Source organism: Lentzea sp. NBRC 105346 (assembly GCF_030269605.1).
GTDB lineage: Bacteria > Actinomycetota > Actinomycetes > Mycobacteriales > Pseudonocardiaceae > Lentzea.
Window position 1 is genome coordinate 130,746 of sequence record NZ_BSTQ01000005.1, and the last position, 21,406, is coordinate 152,151.

At 69.1% G+C, this 21,406-nt stretch carries 20 protein-coding genes and 1 pseudogene; 9 read left to right on the forward strand and 12 right to left on the reverse strand.

The genetic code is table 11. The features are described 5' to 3' along the window. Nucleotides 1-67: 67 nt before the first annotated feature. The 5 genes from QSK35_RS12680 to QSK35_RS12700 form a co-directional block, all read right to left on the reverse strand. A complete protein-coding gene (locus QSK35_RS12680) occupies nt 68-1,582 on the reverse strand; it encodes a cell division protein PerM (RefSeq protein WP_285745542.1) in 1,515 nt (504 codons plus the stop codon). A gap of 120 nt (nt 1,583-1,702) precedes the next feature. Beyond that, complete coding sequence (locus QSK35_RS12685) at nt 1,703-2,368, reverse strand: DUF5336 domain-containing protein (RefSeq protein ID WP_285745544.1); 666 nt, start codon at nt 2,366-2,368, stop codon at nt 1,703-1,705. A 154-nt stretch (nt 2,369-2,522) separates the two neighbouring features. Then, on the reverse strand, nt 2,523-3,410 hold the full coding sequence (sucD, locus tag QSK35_RS12690; RefSeq protein WP_285745546.1) for a succinate--CoA ligase subunit alpha: 888 nt from the start codon (nt 3,408-3,410) through the stop codon (nt 2,523-2,525). 5 nt (nt 3,411-3,415) lie between these two features. After that, nucleotides 3,416-4,582: an ADP-forming succinate--CoA ligase subunit beta gene (gene sucC, locus QSK35_RS12695; protein ID WP_285745548.1), complete on the reverse strand. Its 1,167-nt coding sequence runs from the start codon at nt 4,580-4,582 to the stop codon at nt 3,416-3,418. A gap of 176 nt (nt 4,583-4,758) precedes the next feature. After that, the gene (locus tag QSK35_RS12700) at nt 4,759-6,405 is read right to left on the reverse strand and encodes a hypothetical protein (RefSeq protein ID WP_285745550.1); all 1,647 of its coding nucleotides are present in this window, start codon (nt 6,403-6,405) and stop codon (nt 4,759-4,761) included. A gap of 122 nt (nt 6,406-6,527) precedes the next feature. On the opposite strand from QSK35_RS12700, the gene QSK35_RS12705 reads away from it, so the two are divergent. The 3 genes from QSK35_RS12705 to QSK35_RS12715 all read left to right on the forward strand — a co-directional run bounded on the left by QSK35_RS12705 (nt 6,528) and on the right by QSK35_RS12715 (nt 9,141). After that, complete coding sequence (locus QSK35_RS12705; protein WP_285745552.1) at nt 6,528-7,520, forward strand: esterase/lipase family protein; 993 nt, start codon at nt 6,528-6,530, stop codon at nt 7,518-7,520. A 264-nt stretch (nt 7,521-7,784) separates the two neighbouring features. Continuing rightward, nucleotides 7,785-8,486, forward strand: coding sequence for a M23 family metallopeptidase (locus QSK35_RS12710; protein ID WP_285745554.1), 702 nt, complete (start codon nt 7,785-7,787; stop codon nt 8,484-8,486). A gap of 484 nt (nt 8,487-8,970) precedes the next feature. Next, nucleotides 8,971-9,141 carry a hypothetical protein gene (locus QSK35_RS12715; protein WP_285745557.1) on the forward strand — a complete coding sequence of 57 codons (171 nt, stop codon included), beginning with the start codon at nt 8,971-8,973 and terminating at the stop codon, nt 9,139-9,141. Nucleotides 9,142-9,439: 298 nt separating this feature from the next. Here the strand turns inward: QSK35_RS12715 and QSK35_RS12720 are convergent, their stop codons facing one another. The 6 genes from QSK35_RS12720 to QSK35_RS12745 form a co-directional block, all read right to left on the reverse strand. Beyond that, entirely contained in the window at nt 9,440-10,402 is a 963-nt protein-coding gene (locus tag QSK35_RS12720) for a CHRD domain-containing protein (protein WP_285745559.1), read from the reverse strand. A 316-nt stretch (nt 10,403-10,718) separates the two neighbouring features. Next, nucleotides 10,719-13,040, reverse strand: coding sequence for a DNA helicase PcrA (pcrA, locus tag QSK35_RS12725; protein WP_285745561.1), 2,322 nt, complete (start codon nt 13,038-13,040; stop codon nt 10,719-10,721). A gap of 57 nt (nt 13,041-13,097) precedes the next feature. Continuing rightward, nucleotides 13,098-13,580, reverse strand: a complete 483-nt coding sequence (locus QSK35_RS12730; protein ID WP_285745563.1) for a hypothetical protein — start codon at nt 13,578-13,580, stop codon at nt 13,098-13,100. Between the two features lie 16 nt (nt 13,581-13,596). After that, on the reverse strand, nt 13,597-14,052 hold the full coding sequence (locus tag QSK35_RS12735; protein ID WP_285745565.1) for a hypothetical protein: 456 nt from the start codon (nt 14,050-14,052) through the stop codon (nt 13,597-13,599). 31 nt (nt 14,053-14,083) lie between these two features. Beyond that, nucleotides 14,084-14,539 carry a hypothetical protein gene (locus tag QSK35_RS12740; protein ID WP_285745567.1) on the reverse strand — a complete coding sequence of 152 codons (456 nt, stop codon included), beginning with the start codon at nt 14,537-14,539 and terminating at the stop codon, nt 14,084-14,086. Between the two features lie 106 nt (nt 14,540-14,645). Continuing rightward, a complete protein-coding gene (locus tag QSK35_RS12745; protein ID WP_285745569.1) occupies nt 14,646-15,125 on the reverse strand; it encodes a hypothetical protein in 480 nt (159 codons plus the stop codon). Nucleotides 15,126-15,334: 209 nt separating this feature from the next. On the opposite strand from QSK35_RS12745, the pseudogene QSK35_RS12750 reads away from it, so the two are divergent. Further along, nucleotides 15,335-15,598: pseudogene (locus tag QSK35_RS12750) on the forward strand (chorismate mutase); the annotation flags it as partial. Here QSK35_RS12750 and QSK35_RS12755 read toward each other — a convergent pair. Beyond that, a complete protein-coding gene (locus tag QSK35_RS12755) occupies nt 15,595-16,641 on the reverse strand; it encodes an arginase family protein (protein ID WP_285745571.1) in 1,047 nt (348 codons plus the stop codon). The pseudogene QSK35_RS12750 and the gene QSK35_RS12755 sit on opposite strands and share 4 nt — an antisense overlap. A gap of 66 nt (nt 16,642-16,707) precedes the next feature. Between QSK35_RS12755 and QSK35_RS12760 the strand changes: the two genes are divergently transcribed. The 5 genes from QSK35_RS12760 (at nt 16,708) to QSK35_RS12780 (ending at nt 21,334) form a co-directional block, all read left to right on the forward strand. Next, nucleotides 16,708-17,022 carry a hypothetical protein gene (locus QSK35_RS12760; protein ID WP_285745573.1) on the forward strand — a complete coding sequence of 105 codons (315 nt, stop codon included), beginning with the start codon at nt 16,708-16,710 and terminating at the stop codon, nt 17,020-17,022. 103 nt (nt 17,023-17,125) lie between these two features. Next, entirely contained in the window at nt 17,126-17,947 is an 822-nt protein-coding gene (locus QSK35_RS12765; RefSeq protein ID WP_285745576.1) for a hypothetical protein, read from the forward strand. 132 nt (nt 17,948-18,079) lie between these two features. Next, entirely contained in the window at nt 18,080-18,892 is an 813-nt protein-coding gene (locus tag QSK35_RS12770; RefSeq protein ID WP_285745578.1) for a hypothetical protein, read from the forward strand. A 145-nt stretch (nt 18,893-19,037) separates the two neighbouring features. Next, nucleotides 19,038-19,883: a hypothetical protein gene (locus QSK35_RS12775; RefSeq protein WP_285745580.1), complete on the forward strand. Its 846-nt coding sequence runs from the start codon at nt 19,038-19,040 to the stop codon at nt 19,881-19,883. Between the two features lie 149 nt (nt 19,884-20,032). Further along, entirely contained in the window at nt 20,033-21,334 is a 1,302-nt protein-coding gene (locus tag QSK35_RS12780) for a serine/threonine-protein kinase (RefSeq protein ID WP_285745582.1), read from the forward strand. Nucleotides 21,335-21,406 lie beyond the last annotated feature (72 nt).

Below are 21,406 nucleotides of genomic sequence, written 5' to 3' on the forward strand. Positions count from 1 at the left end.
GGAGTTCCGTACTCAGCGTTCTCTCCTGGGCAGACCGGTTGCAGCAGCTCAGGAGCAGCCTAGGCGCTCACTTCTCCGGCTCGCCGTCCAGGTCCTCCTCGACCGGTTCCGCGGCTTCGTCCGGCTCGTCAGCCGGCTCTTCGAGCTCCTCGTCGAGCTCTTCGTCAGGGTCTTCGACGAGGTCGTCCCCGAGCTCTTCGTCGAACTCTTCGTCGAGCTCGTCCTCGAACTCCTCGTCGTCTTCGTCGAACTCCTCGTCGAAGTCGTCGTCGGCCTCGTCCTCGTAACCGTCGACGGGTTCGCCGTCCTCCGGCTGCTCGGCGTCCGGCTCCGCATCGGCGGCGAGGTCGGTGGCAGCGAGTTCCTGGGCGAGCTCTTCGTCGATCTCGCCGAACTCGTCGTCCATCACCGCGACCGGCTTGGGCCGCGGTCCGGCGAGCCACGCGACGGCCATGCCCGGCCCGAGCACCCACGCCGCGGCCAGCAACGCGAGCAGACCGGCCGGAATCGTCACGGGGTCGAACGCGCCACCCGCGAGCCGCCCGCCCGCGGTCGCCGCGAGCACGAGACAGCCGACCGCGACGGTGACCGCCGCGATCAGGACGGCCCGCATGCGAGTCGCCGGGTTGTCGGCGACCTTGCGGCAGCTCCAGCCCGCGAACCCGCCGATCGCGACCGCGATCACGAGCACCATCGGGCTGAGGACGAATTCCTGTTGCGGCAGCGCGGCGAACAGCGGCACTCCGGGCACCGGGCCGCCGACGAACTTCATCGGCGTCACCGTGACCGTGCCGATGGACAGCCCGGCGCCGGTCACATAGGACATGCCGGCGATGATCGCGTTCGGCAGATAACCGAGGCACAGCAACCACATGCCGAGCCCGACGCCGACCGTCTCACCGGCCTGGTCGAACAGCGAGCTCGTCGTCGACCACGACGTCACCAGCCCGAACGCCATCGCGGCGGCGCCCGCACTGACCAGCGCGAAGAGCGACATGAAGCCGGTGCGCAGGCCCTGCAGCGCCACGGGGTCGAGCCGTTCGAAGAGCACCTCGACGAGGCCGCAGCGGCGAGCGACACCGAGCGTGGCCGCGACACCGGACACGGCGGCGCAGCCGAAGAACGCGACCGCGGGCGTGGCCCGGACGACGCCGTCGCCCATCATCAGCGCGATCGTGCCGCCGACGAACGCGTGCGCGCCCGCGATGCTCAGGACGACCGCGCGGGCCTGCAGCGGTTCGTAGAGGCCGAGCCGGTCGGCCGTGCCCGCAGCGGTGCGGCCGACGAGCAGCATGAGCAGCGCGGTCGGCAACAGCGGCAGCACTCCGAGCTGTCCGGCGTCGAACCAGAGTGGCACGTGATGCGCCGCGAGCCAGGCGGGCGCGGCGGCGGTGAGGACACCGGTCGTCGAGAACGCCGCGTGTGTCGCGGTCGCGGCCACCAGAGCGAGCACCGCGGCCACGGCGGCGTATCCGACGATCACGGAACCACACGCCGCGGCGACGAGCACACGCGCTCGTTCAGCGCGCGAGAACTCGGGAGGACGGACCGCTTCCGCGCCGCGCTGCTGCAAGACCGGCATTTCTCCACTGTCTCAATCGAGCTGGACCATCCGGGTGAGGCACGCCGTGCCCCCTGAGTGCCGTTAAGGCCACCTTCACTGCGCTAGACGCAGTGAAGGTGGCCTTAACGGCATTTCACGTCAGGACTGCGGGCCGCCGAAACCGCCAGGCGGCGTGCCGGGCTGGCCGAACTGGCCGGGCTGCGGCATGAAGCTGGTCTGCTGCGGCGGCTGGCCGGGCTGCTGCGGCTGCTGGGGCTGCTGCCCGAACTGCTGCTGGCCGAACTGCTGCTGCTGACCCGGCTGGGGCTGACCCTGCTGCGGGAACGCGCCGGACTGCGGGTTCCAGCCACCGGGCTGGCCCTGGCCGCCGTACGGGTTCGCCGGCTTCGGCTCGAACTTCACGATGCCGTGGTCGAGCAGGATCGTGAGCACGACCGCGGCGGTCTCGAGCAGCGCGACGATCAGCAGCACGATCTCCATGCCGCGGATGTCGGACTTGCTCTTGATGATCAGCTGCAGGATCTGCAGCGACGGCACCACGGTCAACACCGCGGCGGCGTACAGCAGACCCTTCGGAACCTTCGGCAGCGCCGTGAGGCCCGCGAGCAGCGCGCCGGCGAGCAGGTACTCGACCGGTCCGCTGGACGGAACGTCGTCGGCGAACGCCAGCAGGTAGTTGATCAGGCCGAGTCCGGCCGCGACCAGCGGGAGGATCAAGCCCAGGTTCAGGCCCACGGCCGGCGATGCGGCCTGACCAGGCTGGCCCGGCGGCTGCTGTTGGGGTGCGCCGTAAGGCACGGACATGGTGAGGTCTCCTCCTCCAAGGCCGATGTTTCGGCATTCACGCTAGTAGATGCGGCTACTCAGACGATGACGGGATCATGACGGTTCCGCCATACGAGCAAAGGCCGGGCCCGAAGGTACTCGGGCCCGGCCTTGTTTTCACCGCTTTGGGTACTTACAGGCCCTGCATGATCTCGCGCATGAGGGCGGCGGTCTCGGACGGCGTCTTGCCGACCTTGACGCCGGCGGCCTCGAGGGCCTCCTTCTTCGCCTGCGCGGTGCCGGCCGAGCCGGACACGATCGCACCCGCGTGACCCATCGTCTTGCCCTCGGGGGCGGTGAAGCCCGCGACGTAGCCGACGACCGGCTTGGTCACGTTCTCCTTGATGTACGCGGCGGCCCGCTCCTCGGCGTCGCCGCCGATCTCGCCGATCATCACGATCGCGGAGGTCTCCGGGTCGTCCTGGAACGCCTGGAGCGCATCGATGTGCGTAGTGCCGATGATCGGGTCGCCACCGATGCCGATCGCGGTGGAGAAGCCGAAGTCACGCAGCTCGTACATCATCTGGTAGGTCAGCGTGCCGGACTTCGACACGAGACCGATCTTGCCCGAACCCGCGATGTCGGCCGGGATGATGCCGGCGTTCGACTTGCCGGGGCTGATGATGCCGGGGCAGTTCGGGCCGATGATCCGGGTCTTGTTGCCGGTCGCGACGGCGTGCGCCCAGAAGTAGGCGGTGTCGTGGACCGGGATGCCCTCGGTGATCACGACGGCCAGCGGGATCTCCGCATCGATCGCCTCGATCGCGGCGGCCTTCGCGAAGGCCGGCGGGACGAAGATCACGGTCACGTCGGCGCCGGTGGCCTCCATGGCCTCCTTGACCGTGCCGAACACCGGGAGCACGTGGCCGTCGAAGTCGACCTTCGTGCCGGCCTTGCGCGGGTTCACGCCACCGACGATGTTCGTGCCGGACGCGAGCATGCGCTTGGTGTGCTTGGTGCCCTCGGCACCGGTCATGCCCTGGACGATGACCTTGCTGTTCTCGTTGAGGAAGATAGCCATCTCGGTCAGACCCCCGCAGCCGCGAGCTCGGCGGCCTTGGCGGCCGCGTTGTCCATCGTGTCGACAACGGTCACCAGCGGGTGGTTGGCCTCGGCGAGAATCCGGCGGCCCTCCTCCACGTTGTTGCCGTCGAGGCGGACGACGAGCGGCTTGGTGGCCTCGTCACCGAGGATCTCCAGCGCCGCGACGATGCCGTTCGCGACGGCGTCACACGCGGTGATGCCGCCGAAGACGTTCACGAACACGGAACGCACGTCGGCGTCGTGCAGGATGACGTCCAGGCCGTTGGCCATGACCTCGGCGGACGCACCGCCACCGATGTCGAGGAAGTTCGCCGGCTTGACGCCGTGCTTCTCGCCCGCGTAGGCGACGACGTCCAGAGTGGACATCACGAGGCCCGCGCCGTTGCCGATGATGCCGACCTGGCCATCGAGCTTGACGTAGTTGAGGCCCTTCTCCTTGGCCTTCGCCTCGAGCGGGTCCTCGGCCTGCTTGTCGACGAGCTCGGCGTGCGCCGGGTGCCGGAAGTCGGCGTTCTCGTCCAGCGTGACCTTGCCGTCGAGCGCGACGATCTTGCCCTGCGGGTCGCGCACCAGCGGGTTGACCTCGACGAGGGTGGCGTCCTCGGCGACGAAGGTCTCCCACAGCTTGACGATGACGTCGACGACCTGGTCCTTGACCTCGGCCGGGAAGTTCGCCGCGTCGGCGATCTCCGTGGCCTTGGCGGCGTCGACACCCTTGATGGCGTCGATGTGGATCTTCGCCAGGGCCTCGGGCTTGGTGGCGGCCACCTCCTCGATGTCCATGCCGCCCTCGACGGACGCCATGGCGAGGAAGGTGCGGTTCGCACGGTCGAGCAGGAAGGAGAAGTAGTACTCCTCGGCGATGTCGGACGCGGGGGTCACCAGCACGCGGTGAACGATGTGCCCCTTGATGTCCAGCCCGAGGATGGCGGACGCCTTCTCCTCGGTCTCATCGGCGGTGGAAGCGAGCTTCACACCACCGGCCTTGCCACGGCCACCGGTCTTGACCTGGGCCTTGACGACGACGGGCTGGCCGTACTTCGCGGCGATGGCCTTGGCGTCGGCGGGGTTGTCGGCCACTTCGCCCGGAAGTACCGGGACGCCGTGGGCGGCGAAGAGGTCCTTCGCCTGGTACTCGTACAGGTCCACTCGGGTCTCCTGCGACGTCGGTGTCGGAACACCGCGCCTGGGTGGTCCTCAAGGGGCCGTACAGAACCCACTTGACGCGGCTGGCCCCAGACACTATCGACCTGCTCCGACCGCTCGCACGCCCCATCCGGTGAGGTCTGTCTCAACGGCGGTGAGGTCGATCACGCACGAGCCGCTCAACGCCGTGTCGCACGGGCCCCCGCGGCGATCAGCAGCGCCACGACCGTGGCCGCCGCGAGCCAGGTGCCGGGCCCCGCGACGGCGTCCGCCGCACGTGCGCCCGTCAGCGGAAGCTCCAGCAGCCGGACGCCGACGACCACGGCCGCGCCGCAGAACAGAGCCGTCGCGCGCACCGGGCGGGACTTCAGAGCGAGGCCAACGGCGACCAGCACCGCCAGCAGGCCGATCAGCAGACCCCACGACGCCACGCGGAAGTCGGTGAACAGTCCGGGGGCGACGAAGTCCGGCGCCCGCAGCGCCGGCAGCGCGAAGGCGCCGACGCCGAGCAGGGCCGCGACGAATGCCGCGGCCAGGACGGGAAGCGGAAGCTCCTGGGCACGCTCGGGCTCGGCGTCCTCGCGTTCGATCGCGCCCGCGATCGCGCCGCACACCGCCGCCACCGCGGCCAGGGCCACGCCGCCGGCCATGAACCAGACGCCGGGGCCCGGCTCGACCGCGCCGATCCGCTGGGTTCCGGTGACGACGGTGCCGATGGCGCCCGCGACGGTCAGCGGCAGTGCGGCCAGAGAAACAAGGAAGGCGGGGCGCACTGTTCGCGCGATGCCGCGGGCCAGCAGGCACGCGGCGAGTATCGCCACGGCGACACCCGCCGGGAGGACCAGCTTGGCGGCGTAGTTCTCCGGCGTCGTCAGTCCGGCCGGGACGGTGAACTGCGGAGTCAGCGCACCCACCGCGGTCACGGCGCCGGCGAGGATGCCGATCACACCGGCCACGGCGTGCATGCGCGTCGCGCCGGGCAGGGTCGGCTCGTCGGTTTCCCCGGCCACCGTCCCGTCCGGACGGACGAACAGGAACAGTGCGGCGGCGACCAGCGCGGTCACCGGCCCCCAGGCGACACCCAGGCGGTCCACCAGCAGACCCGCGGCCAGCGGTGGCGCGGCGACAGCGGTCAGGCCCAGCGCCACGCCGATCAGGCCGCCGCGCCGGGTGTCCGCGTCGGCGGAGCTGGCGGCCATCGCGGCCGCCAGGGGCACGGTGGCGGCGAGGAGCAGACCACCGGCGAAGCCCAGCAGCGGAAGGTTCCACGCGCCGCGCGCGAGAAGAAGAGGGTCGCTCGACGTGAAGGGCTTGCCCAGCAACGCGATCGCCGCGACGGCACCGATCAGCAGCACCAGGACCAACCGGTTCGACGACTCCTGCTCGTCGGGCACGCTCGGGCGGCTCGCTGCCACGACGCCCGCGGCGAGCGTGACCAGGTGACCGGCGATCAGTAGCCACAGCCCCAGTGACGGGGACGGCGCGGCGAGGCTCGGCGGGGCCAGCAGCTCGGGCCGCGACACCGCCATCGTGTCGCGCGCGATCTGCAGGTCCGACAACAACCTTCCCGGCACGAACGCCGCCACCGCGACCAGTACCGCCGCCGCGACCATCGGGCGGCCACGCGCCAGCAGCGTGCCCGCGACGATCATCGGCAGGAACGCGAGCAAGGCGAGCAGCGGCCACGACGTGAACCTGGGCGGGACGTCGGCCACGCCGACACCCGCGCCGACGGCGGTCAGGATCGCGGCGCCGCCCGTGAGTCCCAACGCGGTCCGCAGACGAGCGGCGACGGGCACGGCGGTCTCAAGGCCGGTGGAAGTCACCGGCCCGACGCTAGCAAGCCCGTCATCGAACCCTCCGGCGTACTGAGACGTAATTCGTTCGCATGTGGAAAAGAAACGCCGGGTACTCCTTGTCGGTGCGCCCATCACTTACCGTCGCTGGTATGGGCAAAGGCGTCCTCCAGCGACTGACCGACGCGCTCGTCGAGCGCGCGGGCTGGGGCGTGCACACGGCACAGGACATCGCCGAGGAGGCCAAGGTCGCCCTGCGCGCGATGGCCACCCCTGGTGGCATGCGCGGCGTCGTGGTCGAAGCGGCCTGGCTGGCCGCCCACACCGTGCTCTACCCGTGGGGCGTGATCGAGGAGCAGTTGCGCCCCGACGGCCACTACCGGCACTTCCGCACCGACAAGCTGCCACCACGCCAGCGCGGATTGGTGGTTTCGGCGATGGACGCGGCGGGCACCCCGATCGTGCTGGTGCACGGCATCGGGGACAACCGCTCCGCCTTCGCAGTGCTGTCGGGGGCATTGCGGAGGCGGGGCTTCGGGGTGGTACACGCTGTCAACTACAGCGTGCTGACCGCGTTGACCGGCGACGTCCGCCGGTCCGCCGCCCTGCTGGGGGCGCACATCGAACGGATCTGTGAACAGACCGGATCTGATCAGGTGCACGTCGTCGGCCACTCACTCGGCGGGCTCATCGCCAGGTACTACGTACAGCGGCTGCACGGCGACTCACGCGTTCGCTCACTTGTGACCCTTGGGACGCCGCATCACGGCACCCTCGCCGCGTACCTCCTGCCGACGCCGCTGACCAAGCAGCTGCGACCGGGTTCCGATCTGCTCACCGAGCTGGCCGAGCCCACCCGCCCGTGCCGCACGCGGTTCGTCGTGGTCTGGTCCGAGATGGACCAGATCATCGTTCCGCAGCGCAACGCCCGGCTTGATCACCCCTCTCTGGTCGTAGAAGAGCATCAAATACGTGATTCAGGTCACCTCTCCCTCCCCGTTGACACGAGGACTCTTCACGTAGTTGTGACCGCCATCACCCGATCGGATGACTCTGTGACCCACCCCATCGTGGCTGGAAGTGAGGCGTGTCAGCCTCCTGAGGTCACCGATGGTCACAGCGCACAGTCACAACCCTCCGGTTGACGACCATTCGGCCGACATCACGAACAGGGGTTTGCCCTTAGGGGCTCCGCCCCGTTACTGTCCCCCGGTCCGTTGTCACGGTCTGGTCACACACAGGACACGGAGTTCGGTACCCCGACCGAACTCACCGGGAATCCCCCGCCCGGCGTCCGGCCAGACTCCCCGAAGACGGAAGGGCAAGCTTTGTCTCACCACCGGTCCCCCGGCGGCCATGAACGCTCTGCTGTGCTGGAAGAGGCAGTCGAACGCGCCTCTGTCCGTGCGGTGAGCACCCACCGGCTTCCTCCGCCGCCTTCGGCGCTGCGTGGACGCATCGTCGTCGCCGCCGTCGCGGTCGGCGCCTTCGCCGCTGCCGGCGCGGGTCAAACCCTGACCTCCGGCAAGGGGTCCAACGAGGTCACGCCGCTGGCGAGCGCCAAGGACAACTCGGCCGCCCTGGGAGTCGGTGGCAACGCCCCCTCCGCGCCGCAGATCCTCCCGGTCTCCAAGGCCACCGACGGTTCCTTCGAGGCTCAGAAGCTCGCGAAGAGCCAGCAGATCACGCAGGAACGCGAAGCGGCCGAGGCCGAGGCCAAGCGCCCCAAGTTCGTTCGCCCCGCCAACGGCGCCTTCACCTCCGGTTACGGCGGCCGCTGGGGCACCACGCACTACGGCATCGACATCGCCGGCCCGATCGGCACCCCGATCTACTCCGCCGCCGACGGCGTCGTGATCGAGGCGGGCCCCGCCAGCGGCTTCGGCCTCTGGGTGCGGGTCGAGCACTCCGACGGCACGATCACCGTCTACGGCCACGTCGACAGCTACAACGTCCGCGAGGGCCAGCGCGTCAAGGCCGGCGAGCAGATCGCCCGCATGGGCAACCGCGGCTTCTCCACCGGCCCGCACCTCCACTTCGAGGTCTGGGTGGCAGGCGGTCAGAAGATCAACCCGTTGACCTGGCTGAACGCGCGCGGCGTCACCGTCTGACGTTCCGCGGCACGAGGTAGGCGCACGCGATGCGCCGGACCGTGCACCTGCGAGTTCCGCGCCCGCACCTCCGGCATGCCCGTGACTGCGTCGCCGCGCCGGCATCGAGGAACCCGCGGCCTCACCACCTGACGTCCCGCCGCACGAAGTAGGCGCACGCGACCCGCCAGACCGTGCACCTGCAAGTTCGGCGCCCGCACCCGCGCGACCCCGTCGTCGCGCTGGCACCGAGGAACCCGCGGCGTCACCGTCTGACGTTCCGCGGCCCGAGGCAGGCGCACGCGATGCGTCAGATCGTGCACCTGCGAGTTCCGCGCCTGCACGCGCGCCACCCCGTCGTCGCGTCGACACCGAGGAACCAGCGGCATCACCGTCTGACCCGCGACTCGCCGCGCACGAAGTAGGCGCACGCGATGCGCCAGACCGTGCACATGCGAGCCCGCCTGCGTCCGCATTCCCGGCACGCGCCCGACTCCGTCGTCGCGTGGACGCCGAGGAGCGCGCGCCAGGCAGCAGCCAGGCGTCGAGCCTCCTCATCACCGCCTTGGTCAACCGCGTCGAGATGACCGAACACGCGGTCGTGCAGCAGACGCGCCAGAACGTGATCCACACCGGCTACCCCCGTCTCCCAGGCCTCGTGGCCCGTGGGTCGTGACTTGGGGACAGTGAACTCGGTGGGTCTGACAATTTTCGGATGCGGGGTCTCTGAGCTGCGCAAATGAACACGGCCGGGTCGCTCCCGCCGACCCGGCCGTGCCCTCGCCGCGAAGTTCAGCCCCCGTGCGTCACTCCGCTCCCCGGTGTCGCTCCCCCTGGAACGCCCCACGTTCCACTTGCGACACCCTTGTAGACGCCCTTCCCGCGCCGGAGTTGCGTACTTCTTTGGATCTTTTTCGAACATGGCCGAAGCCCCTGGCGGAGGGGAGACGCCAGGGGCTTCGGGACGGGCCGGGTCAGCCGATTCGGAAGACCTGGCCGCGCACCGCACCACCCGAGAACTCGGTGGTGTGGAGGTTCGAGTAGTGACCGAACGGGTTCTTCTTCAGCTCGGCCGTGACGGCCGCGGGGGCGGTGACGCTGCCCGCGACGGCGTTGATCGACACCGGCAGGCCGGCGGGCGCCGCGAACAGGTCGGCGACGACCGGGCCGTTGACGCCGATCCCGCCCTTGTGCAGGTGGCCGTTCGTCGGCGCGGCGACGTTGTTCCACCGGATCGTGAAGTTGATGCGATCGTTCGAGACCTTCAGCCCGAAAATGGAGAAACCGTCCTTGTCGCCCACCGGCTTGGCCGGGTCGGCGGCGATTTCCTGGTTTCCGGTGCCGAACGAGAAGAAACGGTTGCCGCCATTGTTCAGAACGTCGTTCAAGTCCGCACTGTCGACCTTGCGGAACTGCGCACGGACCGCTCCGGCCGCGAACTCCGACGTGTGCAGGTTCGCATAGAAATTGCCGGGGTTCTTCTTCAACGAGTCGAGCAGCGCCTTGTCCTCGACGGTCACGCTGCCCTTCACGGCGTTCAGCGACGCAGGTAGGGCGGCGGCGAAGAAGGGGACCTTCACCGCACCATTCTTGCCGGTCACGCCCTCGTGGATGTGTGCGGCCGTGGGCGCCGCGATGCCGTTCCACTGAATGGCGAACGCCACCTGGTTGCCCTGGATGCGAACGATCTGGCGCGCCTTGCCGTCCTGGTCGCCGACGTTCTGCTTGCCATCGTTGGAGACCTCGTTCTTGCCGTTCAGATCGGCCACCAGATAGGTGGCCTGGCCTGTTGTGTCCACTTTGACGTTCTTCTTTTCTCCGGGCGCCGCAGGGGCGGGCTCGGAATGACCGGGGTGCGCCGAAGCAATTGCGCCGCCGGCACTCGCCAGCGCGACGCCGAGGACGATTCCGGACAGCACGGACTTACGCACGCTCATGGAGACCTCACTGGGTAAAGGGAGGCACGGGAGGCGGTCCGAGTGCCTTTGTCGTCAACCTTCGCCTACTACACGCAGAGGGCTCCGGAACGGTTCAAAGAATTTGGCGGTTCAAGTTTACGCAGGTCAGACGGGTCCGAACGTACGGCTCGGGGGTCGCGAAGGTACGACTCGCGGGTCGGGAACGTACGACGTTGCTTACCGGAGCAGTTGGGGTGGCCGCGGTCGTGCGAGCGTTTGTGGCCGGGCTGGGTGCGGTTGCCGGTGGGGATCTGTGCTGTCCACCGTGATCAGCTGAATAACGCGCTACGAGTGCTTAGAGCTTCGTCATGGGGACGCCGCCGATGAGCATCAGGCGGACGGTGCCGGCCGACCCGAAGTCGATGGTCGCGGTCGCGCGCGGGCCGGCGCCGTCCACCGCCACCACGGTTCCGAGGCCGTACTTGTCGTGCGTGACGCGGTCGCCCACCTCGAGCTTCATCGCGGGCGTGTCCTGCCACCCACGCGACGGCGCGGGACGCGAGCCCAGGCCGCCGGAGGAGGCGGGACCGCGTCGCCACGTCGTGGCCGTGGTGGGGGCGGAGCGGGTGGGCTCGACGCGACGCCAGTCGAGTAGATCGGCCGGGATCTCGCCCAGGAAGCGGGACGCCGGGTTCGCGGACGGCTGGCCCCACGCCGAGCGCACGAGGGCGCGCGAGAGGTACAGGCGCCGCTGGGCGCGTGTGATGCCGACATACGCGAGCCGGCGTTCCTCGGCCAGCTCCTGCGGGTCGCCGAGGGCACGCATGTGCGGGAAGACGCCGTCCTCCCAGCCGGTGCAGAACACGACCGGGTACTCGAGGCCTTTGGCGGTGTGCAGGGTCATCAGCGTGACGACGCCGTCGGAGTCCGCGTCCGGGATCTGGTCGGCGTCCGCCACGAGGGACACGCGCTCCAGGAAGGACTCCAGGGAGCCCTCCAGCACCACGTCGCCTTCTTCGGGCGCGGCAGCGGCGGGCAGTTCGGTGAACTCACGGGCGACCGTGACCAGCTCGTTGAGGTTCTCGATGCGCGTGTGGTCCTGCGGGTCGTCGCTCGCCTCCAGCTCGGCGCGGTAACCGGTGCGGTCCAGGACGGCCTCGAGGATGTCGGCCACGTCGTCGCCGCGCGCCACCACTTCCCGCAGCGAGTCGAGCAGTTCGACGAAACCCGCGATCGCGTTGCGGGAACGGGGGTTCAGCATCGGGACGCGGTCGACCACGGCTTCGCGGAGCGCGGCGGCGAAGCTGATGCGTTCGCGGTCGGCGTAGGCCGAGACGCACGCCTCCGCGCGGTCGCCGATGCCACGCCGCGGCACGTTCAGGATGCGGCGCAAGGAAACCGTGTCCTCGGGGTTCGCGAGCACGCGCAGGTACGCCAGCGCGTCGCGCACCTCGCGGCGCTCGTAGAAGCGCACGCCGCCGACGACCCGGTACGGCAGGCCGAGGCGGATGAAGATCTCCTCGAACACGCGGGACTGGTTGTTGGTGCGGTAGAAGACGGCGATCTCGTTGTTGTTGAACTCGCCGCCGTCGATCAGGCTGTCGATCTCGCGGGCGACGAACGACGCCTCGTCGTGCTCGTTGTCCGCGACGTAACCGACGATCTTGTCGCCCTCGCCGAGATCACTCCACAGCCGCTTGTCGCGCCGGTTCGGGTTGCGCGAGATGACGGCGTTCGCGGCCGTCAGGATGTTCTGCGTCGAGCGGTAGTTCTGCTCCAGCAGGATCGTCGTCGCCTGCGGGTAGTCGCGCTCGAACTCGACGATGTTGCGGATCGTCGCGCCGCGGAACGCGTAGATCGACTGGTCCGCGTCGCCGACGACGCACAGCTCGGCCGGCGGGATCTCGCCGCCGGAAACACCGACGAGCTCACGAACCAGCGTGTACTGGGCATGGTTCGTGTCCTGGTACTCGTCGACGAGCACGTGCCGGAACCGGCGGCGGTAGTGCTCCGCGACGTCCGGGAACCGCTGCAGCAGCTCGACCGTCTTCATGATCAGGTCGTCGAAGTCCATCGAGTTCGACTCGGTGAGCCGCCGCTGGTACACGGCATAGACCTCGGCGACGCGACGCTCAAGGTCGTTCGTCGCGGCAGCGGCCGCGTCCTCCGCGGAGACGAGCTCGTTCTTCAGGTTCGAGATGTGCACCGCGAGCATCCGCGCGGCGTACCGCTTCGGGTCGAGGTCGAGATCGCGCGCCACCAACGTGATGAGCCGGCGCGTGTCGTCCGCGTCGTACACCGAGAAGTTCGACGACATGCCAAGGGTTTTCGCCTCCCGGCGCAGCACCCGCACGCACATCGAGTGGAACGTCGACACCCACATCGCGCGGGCGCGGCCACCGACCATGTCAGAGACGCGTTCCTTCATCTCCGCCGCGGCCTTGTTGGTGAACGTGATGGCCATGATCTGGCCGGGATGCACGTGCCGCTCCGCGAGCAGGTAAGCGATTCGCCTCGTGAGCACACGGGTTTTGCCCGAACCGGCACCGGCGACGACGAGCAGCGGCGAACCGGCGTGCTCGACGGCGCGGCGCTGGGCCGGGTTCAGGTCGGCGAGCAGGTGCTCGGACCGGGAAGGGGCGGCAGGACTTGCGGGCAAGTCGAACAAGGCGCTCATCGTGGGTCCACGTTACCGGGCGGCACCGACAGTCCGGTGCCGCCCGGCCACGGCGCGTCAGCCGACGTTGATGGTGCGGAACCACTGCCCCTTGTGCGCGGCGCCGTACTCACCGGTTTTCGCGTACACGTCGAGCGAGTCGATCCGCCCGTTCGCCTCACGCACGGAGCCGAACACGGTCAGCTGCGGCCACTCCTCGCCCGGCACCACGAGATCCGGGTTGTAGCAGTCGATTCCACCTTCGGTGTCCTCGCATTCCCAGCGGTCACCGGCGAAACCGGTCACCTCGACCTCGGGCGGCAGCGAGACGAAGACGGTCGCCTCGTCCAGGTTCTCCGAGCCGGCGTCGGCGAGCCGCACGAAGAAGCTGAAGTCGCCGTGCGCCGCCCACGTGTCGGGCCGACGCTCGTAGACGATGTTGTCCCCACGCACCAGATCGATCGAGATGGGCGCCGGCTCACTCTCGTCGGCGTGCGCCACCGAAGCCGAACCGATGACCGCCAGGACAGCGACAGAGGTCGCCACGAGCGACTTGATCATTTCTCCCCCCAGAGAATCAGAGACTGGTGTCGTAGTAGTAGGCCACGCCCTCGTGCGCCGCCCCGTAGCCGCCGCTCGTGGCGTACACATCGAGCGTCTCATCGGGGAAGTACTCGGTGGGGCGCAGCTGCACAGTCAGCTCCGGCCATGCTTCGCCGGGGACGACAAGATCGGGGTTGGTGCAGTCGATGCCACCGCCGGTGTGCTCGCAGTCCCAGCGCTCACCGGCCCAGCCGGTCACATCTGCACCTTCGGGGACCGAGACGAAAACCGTCGTTCCGTACAGGTTTCCCGCGCCGGTGTCGGTGAGCGTGACGGTGAAGTCGAAGGTGCCGCGGCTCTGCCAGTGGTACTCGCTGCCGTAGACGCCGTCGCCCTTGGTCATCCGGATATCGATCGGCGCGGTCTCGGCTGCCGACGCGGTGGGCGCCACAGCAACGGCGAAAGCGCCGGCGACCAGGACAGCAGTCATTGCTTTGAACATTTCCAAATCCCCCAGAAAACTAAATACCCGTATCCAAGTGGTAGTGCACACCTTCATGCGCGGCGCCGAAGCCTCCGGTCTTGGCATGCACGTCGATCGTTTCGTTGGCGGAGTAGCGCTCCGGCCGCACGGAAACGTTCAGCACCGGCCAGGCCTCGCCCGGCACCACCATGTCGTCGATGTGACAGTCGATGCCACCGTCGACGTCCTTGCAGGTCCAGTGGTCACCCCCGGACCCGGTCACCTCGTTGCCGTGCGGGAGCGACACGAACACGGTGAGCCCGTGCGCGTTCTCGTCGTCCTTGTCGGTAACCCGCACGGTGAAATCGAAAGCACCGTGAGCGGACCAGTGGGTGTCGCCGTTGGACTCACTTACCCGGACACCACTGCTGGGTGTCATCTGAATGTCCACCGGCGCCGGCACGTCGGCGCTGGATCCGGACGAGCAGCCGGCAGCAAAAGTTGCCGCGGCCAATACCGCGGTTATTGCCCTGAACATTGGTAGAACCCCCAGTCAATGATGACCCACAGCTCAAGACGCCTCACCTGGAAAGGCGTTGCGTCCCGAGCTGTGATCTACATCACGTACTGGTATTCGTCTTGAACGGGAAGCCCGCGTGCGCCCAGCCGTAGGCGCCGGTGGTCGCGTAGACGTCGATCGAGTCGGGCTGGTTCATGTGGTCGCGCACGTAGCCCGTGACGGTCAGCTCGGGCCACGCCTCGCCGGGCACGACGAGGTCGTCGATGTGACAGTCGTAACCACCCTCGGTGTCCCAGCAGTCCCAGCGGTCACCTGAGTAGCTGTACAACTCGTACTCGCCTGGGACCGAGATGAAGACGGTCAGGCCGCGCAGGTTGTCGCTGCCGGTGTCCGTGAACCGGGCGGTGAAAGACGAGATGCTCCGGGCCTCCCACCAGCCCGAATAGCTGTTCTCCCACATCCCCTTGCCGGGGGTGAGTTGGATCGAGACCGGTGGCGTCTCGTCCGCCGCACTCGCCGTTGGCACGAAGCCGGCCGCTAAGAGGGCGGCTGACACCAGGACGGCGCTCGTGGTTCTCACGATGTGTCTCCAGTTGGCTGCAGGTTGCCCCCACCAACGGGTGATCGTATGGCACACTTGGGCCCGTGCGCGCTAACTCGTTCGAGTTTTACTACGGGATCCGGACTCCGGCTCCCGTGGTCGCGTAGCGCTGACAAGCCACCACGAAGCCCCGGAGTCCTCGGACCCCGGGGCTTCGTCGCTGCCGGGCCAGGACTCGAAGAGTCGAGAGGTTCACCATGAGCACCACCGCGCCTGACATCGATGAACTGCGCCAGGAGATCGACCACCTGGACGCCGAGATCCTGCGGCTCGTCCAGCGCAGAGTCGAGGTCTCCCAGATCATCGGAGCGACCCGGATCGCCAACGGCGGCACGAAGATCGTGCACAACCGCGAGATCGACGTGCTGAACCGGTACAAGCCACTCGGCCCCGAGGGCAAGGACCTCGCGTTGATCCTGCTCAAGATGGGCCGCGGCCCGCTGGGCCGTTAGAGGACGCCTGGCCAGTGCGGGCCCACCGCGGCCCGCACCAGGCCGAGATCGCGGTCGACAAGCTGCGAGTCGTCCGGCACATAGGCGAGCGGGTCGTCCAACAGCGAGAGCCCGAGCAGCCCCTCGACCAGGGCATGCAGGCACAACGCCGAGTATCCGCGCAGGTAGCCACCCTCCTGGGTGAGCACCACGCGGGTGCCGAACGCGGCTACGCGCCTGCCGATCTCCCGGTAGCCGGCCGCGGTCAGGTTGTGCCGCCCGTTCGGGTCGAACGCCGAGCCGTCGAACCCGGACGCGCACACCAGCAGGTCCGGCGCGAAGGAACACAGCACGGGCAACGCGATCTCGTCCAGCGCGCGCAGGTACGCCGTGTCCCCGGCTCCGAGCGACAGCTCGATGTTCACGTTCGACACGCCGACCTCGGACGGCGACCCGGTCTGCGGGTGGTTGGGCCCCCACGGACCGTGCCGCATGTGCACGGACACCGTCAGCACGTCCGGCTGCGCGAAGAAGATCTCCTGCGTGCCGTTGCCGTGGTGCACGTCCCAGTCGAGCACCGCGACGCGCAGACCGGCCAGGCGGGCCGTCTCCGCGACGAGCGCGGCGTTGTTCACGAAGCAGTACCCGTCGGCCATGTCCGGCTGCGCGTGATGGCCGGGCGGCCGGACCAGTGCGTACGCCAGCGGAGCGCTCGACTCGTACGCGGCGAGCGCGGTCCCCGCCGCGGCCAGCACCGACTTCCACGTCGACGGCCCCGCGACTGTGTTGACCTCCAACGCCACGCGTGACGAGACCTGCAACGACTCCAGGTACGCGGCGGAGTGCACGCGCAGCAGCTCGTCGACGGCGGCGTGCCGGCCGGAGCGCCACGTCAGATGGGGCGCGACGGGCCCGTGTGAGAGGGCGTGCCGGAACGTCCGCAGCCGGGCGGCGTTCTCCGGATGCGGTTCCAGCACGTCCAGCCACGGCCACGCGCCGGGGAGCTCCCAGAGGCCCTCACCCGCGTCGTGCTCCAGGCAGTCGTCGTGCCAGAAGATCTCCACATTCCCATTACATCTCAGGGGGATCACCGATGGCCCGGATCCGGAAAACGCGGGCACACTGAAGACATGGTCATCGGTCTCATCGCGGCACTCATCGCCATCGTCGGGCTGCTCGCCGCGCTGGCGCACGACGGATACCTCGCCATGCTCGGCTCCGCGGCGAAGAACAAGCGCGCGGCCGGCGCGCCGATCGCGAACTACGTGCGCGGCCGCTGGATGGTCGCGGGTCTCACCACGGCGGGCGCACTGCTCGGGTTGTTGATCACCACGGGTGACAGCACCACGGCCGACATCCTCGGCGCGCTGATCGCCGGCGGCAGCGGACTCGCCGCCACGCAGGCACTCCAGACGGAACGCAAGAAGCTGAACAGCGCACCCTGAGATTCACACTTACGGGTGTCACTCGTCCTGAAACCACCCTTTGGGTTGGTTCGACACCGCCGAACGGCCCTACTCTGAGGAGGTCGCAGAGGGGTCTTTCGGAATGGACGAACAGCCGGGCAAACATCGCCTGGACGACGGGTCGGGCGCGGTCGTCGGTGGTGGTCGTGAGATCCCGCGGCCGCGGAGTCGCCCGGTCGACCCGCTGGCCGACACGGACGGGTTGCGCAAGTTCAACATCGGGCTGGTGCCCGCGTCGGTGACGCCGCCGCGCACGTGGAAGCGCGCGGCCTGGTTCGCCGTCCTCTCCTCCGCCGGCGTGCTCGTCGGGCTCGCCGTCGCCGCGGCCAAGCTGGTCGGCGCGAACGGTCCCGTGGAGCGCATCGGCCTGCCCGGCTACCCATCCGACGTCCCGGTCATCACGGGACTCATGAACAACGACCCGCGGCCGTCGACCGGCACGGCGAAGCCCACGGGCGGCCGCACACCGGACCCGGCGCACGGCGGGATGACCGGGACGTCGGGCGCGCCCGCCCGGACCGGCGGCGCCACCTCACAGCCGACGTCCGGTGCGCCGGTCATCACGACGGTTCCGAACAGCCAGACACCGGTCGTCGACGGGAACAAGATCGTCGAGCGGACCGAGAAGTTCTACCGCGAGATGGCCACGAACGCGGACACGGCGATGGCCATGACCACGGACACGTTCCGGTCCAACACCCAGGCGCTGCTCGACGGCCGGTTGCAGGACGTGTCGCTGATCGAGGTCAAGGAGATCGCGGTCGACCCGTCCCGGGGCCTCACCGTCAGCCTGCTGCAGGTGACGAAGAAGGACGGCAGCGTCAGCACCGAGAAGCGCGAGCTGCGGTTCACCCTGACGGAACTGCCGTTGATCAACGCCGAGAGGTTGACCGGCGGCGGCTAAAGGTCAGCGCCCGTTCTACCGACAGTAACTATCGACACCAACAGGCGTGATCGGGCGGCCATTGACCGCCACGAATGGCTGAAGTCCGCCAACAAGCTGGCGTTGGCGCGTGATGCCACGGTACGTCTTCTGGTGACCACGAAGAGTACGGAGGCCATCGCAGTGCAGCGTCCCGCGACGACCGGCAGGCGGCACACCCGCGCCGGCTCGATCAGCGTGGCTGAGCTCATCAAGCAGCAGCCGGTCCGGATCCCGTCCCCCGACGAAGCGGCCACCGAGACACTCGTGCTCGACCTGCTCGGACCTCGGGAAGAGGGCCGCAGGCGCCGCAAGCCGAAGGGCCGGGCGGCGAAGGCGTTCGGACTGGCCACCGGCGCCGTCGTGCTCTTCTCCTCGATCGCCGCCGCCGCGTTCCTCGCGGGCAACCGCCCGGCGAACACCGGCGTGCCGTACACCGAACGCCCGGTCGCGCTGTCCGGCGCGAGCGCGCTGCGCCCGGACGTGCTGTCGGCGAAGCTGCCCGGCGACCGGCAGCAGCCGGCCCCGACGAGCCAGCTCCTGCCCGCTCCGCAGCTGGTCAAGGAGCCGGCGACGACACAGCCGACAGACATCGCCACACCGCTGGTCCTACCCGGACCACAGCCGCGGATCGAAGTGGTGCGCCGGTTCTACGAGCTGCTGACCACCGCACCCGGCTCGGCGACGAAGCTGCTGTCCCCGGACCTGGTCGGCGCGGACCCGGAGGAGTTCGTCCGGTCCTGGGGCATGATCCAGACGGTCAACGTCGACCAGACGGTGCTGCGCCAGGACGGCTCGGTGCTCGCGGTGGTGTCGATGCAGGAGCGCGACGGCAGCTGGTTGCGCCTCGAACAGCTCTTCTGGCTCACCGACACGTCCACTCCCCGGATCATCGGCACCGAGGTCCTTTCGGCCCAACGCAGCTGACCGTTCGCAGGCGAACGGTGACCGCTCGTCGTTGAAACAGTGTTTTAATCCACAAAGTTGACCCGAAGGGGTTACGCCGAGGGTCACGATTCGGTATCCATGTTCCCGCCAGTGCGCAGACGCAACCTGGAAGGGTGAACGAGCGGTGCCGAACGAGGACAATCGACGGCGGTTGAGTGGTGAGACCACCACGCAGCTGTCGGTCGCGGAGTTGATCGCACGGCGCGAGGCGGAGACCCAGGAGATCCCGGTGATCACCGACGTCGCACCCGAAGAGATCACGAGCGAGCCCACTGTTCGGTTCACCCCCGTGAAGTCGAGCTCCGGCAAGGCCAAGAAGGGCCAGCCCGCCCGCGAGCTGCACATCACCGAGCTCCTGCGCCGCGAAGGCCGTGGTGCGGAGGCCTCCGAGACCGGCGGCTTCTCCGTCCCGAAGCTCGTCGCCGCCGCCAGCGGTGGCGTGGTGCTCTGCGGCACCGTCGCGTTCGCCGCGTCCAACTGGCTGTCCTCGCCCGACGAGCGCCCGCTCGCGGAGGTCCGGTTCGACGAGCGCGCCCAGGCGCGCGGCGCGGCCGACGGCAAGGCCGTCGTGAAGCTGCCGAAGACGCAGGAACAGCAGACCCCCGGCACCGAGAGCACCGAGGCCACCGAGCAGGCCACCCCTCGCGTCGCGCCGTACACGCAGGCCCAGCAGCCCGGCACGCAGACGCAGACGCCCACCCAGGCGCAGCAGCCGACCCAGAACCAGACTCCGCCCACCTCGAGCGAGACGTCGACCCCCGCCGCGCCGCCGTCGTCCAGCGAGACCACGACGCCGCCGAGCAGCACGACGACACCGCCGCCTCCTCCTCCCACGTCGTCCAGCACGACCACGGAGCCGTCGAAGCCGGGCAACCCCGACCCCGGCAAGCCGATCCAGGTGGACCTGGGCATCCTCGACCCGGTGCTCAACCCGCTCGGAAACTTCGACTTCTTCGCCCCCGCGTCGTAGCGGGGTCGCCTACGATGCGGTGACGCCTCTGGGCTGGACGGCCGCAGGGGTACTCTCTTCGGGCATCGGCCCGAGACCACCGCACGAGGAGCCACCAGCGTGAAATCTGCTGCCCCCGCCGCAGTCACGCACATCACCGAGGTGGTCGAGTGACGACCTCCGAAGACGGACGCCTGGTCGCGGACCGTTACCGCTTCCTCGACCGCATCGGCTCCGGCGCCATGGGCGTCGTGTGGCGCGCGCAGGACGAACGCCTCAGCCGCACGGTCGCCATCAAGCAACTGCTCCTGCAGCCCGGACTGGACCAGGCCGAGCAGGACGAGGCCATCCAGCGCGCGATGCGCGAGGGCCGGATCGCCGCCAAGCTGCACCACCCGAACGCGATCGCGGTCTACGACGTCGTCGAGGAGGACGGCGTTCCGTGCCTGGTCATGGAGTACCTGCCGTCCTACAGCCTGGCCGACGCGCTGTCCGAGGCCGGTCCGATGGACCCGATCGAGGTCGCCTCCATCGGTGCCCAGGCGGCGGCCGCGCTGGCCGCGGCCCACGCGGCGGGCATCGTCCACCGGGACGTGAAACCCGGCAACGTGCTGATCGCCGACAACGGCGTCGTCAAGATCACCGACTTCGGCATCTCCCGGGCCAGCGACGACATCACGGTCACCAAGACCGGTCTGATCGCGGGCACGCCCGCGTACCTCGCGCCGGAGATCGCCCGCGGCCAGGACCCGACGCCCGCGTCGGACGTCTACTCGCTCGGCTCCACGCTGTACGCCGCCATGGAGGGCGAACCGCCGTACGGCGTGAGCGAGAACACCCTCGGCGTGCTGCACGCCGTCGCCGCCGGCCGGATCAACCCGCCGACCGTCGACCACCCGCTCTCCGACGCACTGCTCTACCTGCTGAACTACGAGCCGGAAGACCGGCCGACCATGGCGCAGGCCCGCGACCTGCTCAACGCGGTCGCGATGGGCAAGTCGCCGTCGTTCACCGGGCTGCCGGTGCCCGCGGGTCCCGCACCCACCGCGGTGATCGATCCCGATCGCACCCGCGTCGTGCGGTCCGCGCCGCGCAGCACCCCGCAGCCGATCGCGCCGGTCGGACAGCCCTCGAGCAACCGGGCGCTGGTCCTCGCGGCGATCTTCCTCGCGACCCTGCTGGTGCTCGGCGGTGTGCTGTACGGGCTGGGCGTGTTCAACAAGAAGCAGGACCCCAACACGCCGGTCGTGCAGACGAGCTCGTCGGTCCCGACGAGCACCGAGGCGCCAACGTCACAGGTGACGACCACCACTGACGAGCCGACGACGACCAAGCCGCCGACGACCACGACAACGACGACTACGACCACCACAACGACAACCACCACAACGACTACGACCACGACGACCACAACGACCAAGCCGCCGACGTCGACGACGACAACGACGACTGGTCCCCCGGCCGGACCGTAGTTTCTCGTAAGGTGGGTACCCGCACGGTGGGGTGAACTGAACCCGACAGCGTGACGAGACGTTGAACAGAGA

Bases quoted from the DNA above. Each gene is read 5' to 3' on its own strand.
- sucD (WP_285745546.1), bottom strand. From the start codon at position 3,410: ATGGCTATCTTCCTCAACGAGAACAGCAAGGTCATCGTCCAGGGCATG.
- QSK35_RS12720 (WP_285745559.1), bottom strand. From the start codon at position 10,402: ATGAGCGTGCGTAAGTCCGTGCTGTCCGGAATCGTCCTCGGCGTCGCG.
- QSK35_RS12730 (WP_285745563.1), bottom strand. From the start codon at position 13,580: ATGATCAAGTCGCTCGTGGCGACCTCTGTCGCTGTCCTGGCGGTCATC.
- QSK35_RS12760 (WP_285745573.1), top strand. From the start codon at position 16,708: ATGGTCATCGGTCTCATCGCGGCACTCATCGCCATCGTCGGGCTGCTC.
- QSK35_RS12680 (WP_285745542.1), bottom strand. From the start codon at position 1,582: ATGCCGGTCTTGCAGCAGCGCGGCGCGGAAGCGGTCCGTCCTCCCGAG.
- QSK35_RS12735 (WP_285745565.1), bottom strand. From the start codon at position 14,052: ATGACTGCTGTCCTGGTCGCCGGCGCTTTCGCCGTTGCTGTGGCGCCC.
- pcrA (WP_285745561.1), bottom strand. From the start codon at position 13,040: ATGAGCGCCTTGTTCGACTTGCCCGCAAGTCCTGCCGCCCCTTCCCGG.
- QSK35_RS12705 (WP_285745552.1), top strand. From the start codon at position 6,528: ATGGGCAAAGGCGTCCTCCAGCGACTGACCGACGCGCTCGTCGAGCGC.
- QSK35_RS12765 (WP_285745576.1), top strand. From the start codon at position 17,126: ATGGACGAACAGCCGGGCAAACATCGCCTGGACGACGGGTCGGGCGCG.
- QSK35_RS12685 (WP_285745544.1), bottom strand. From the start codon at position 2,368: ATGTCCGTGCCTTACGGCGCACCCCAACAGCAGCCGCCGGGCCAGCCT.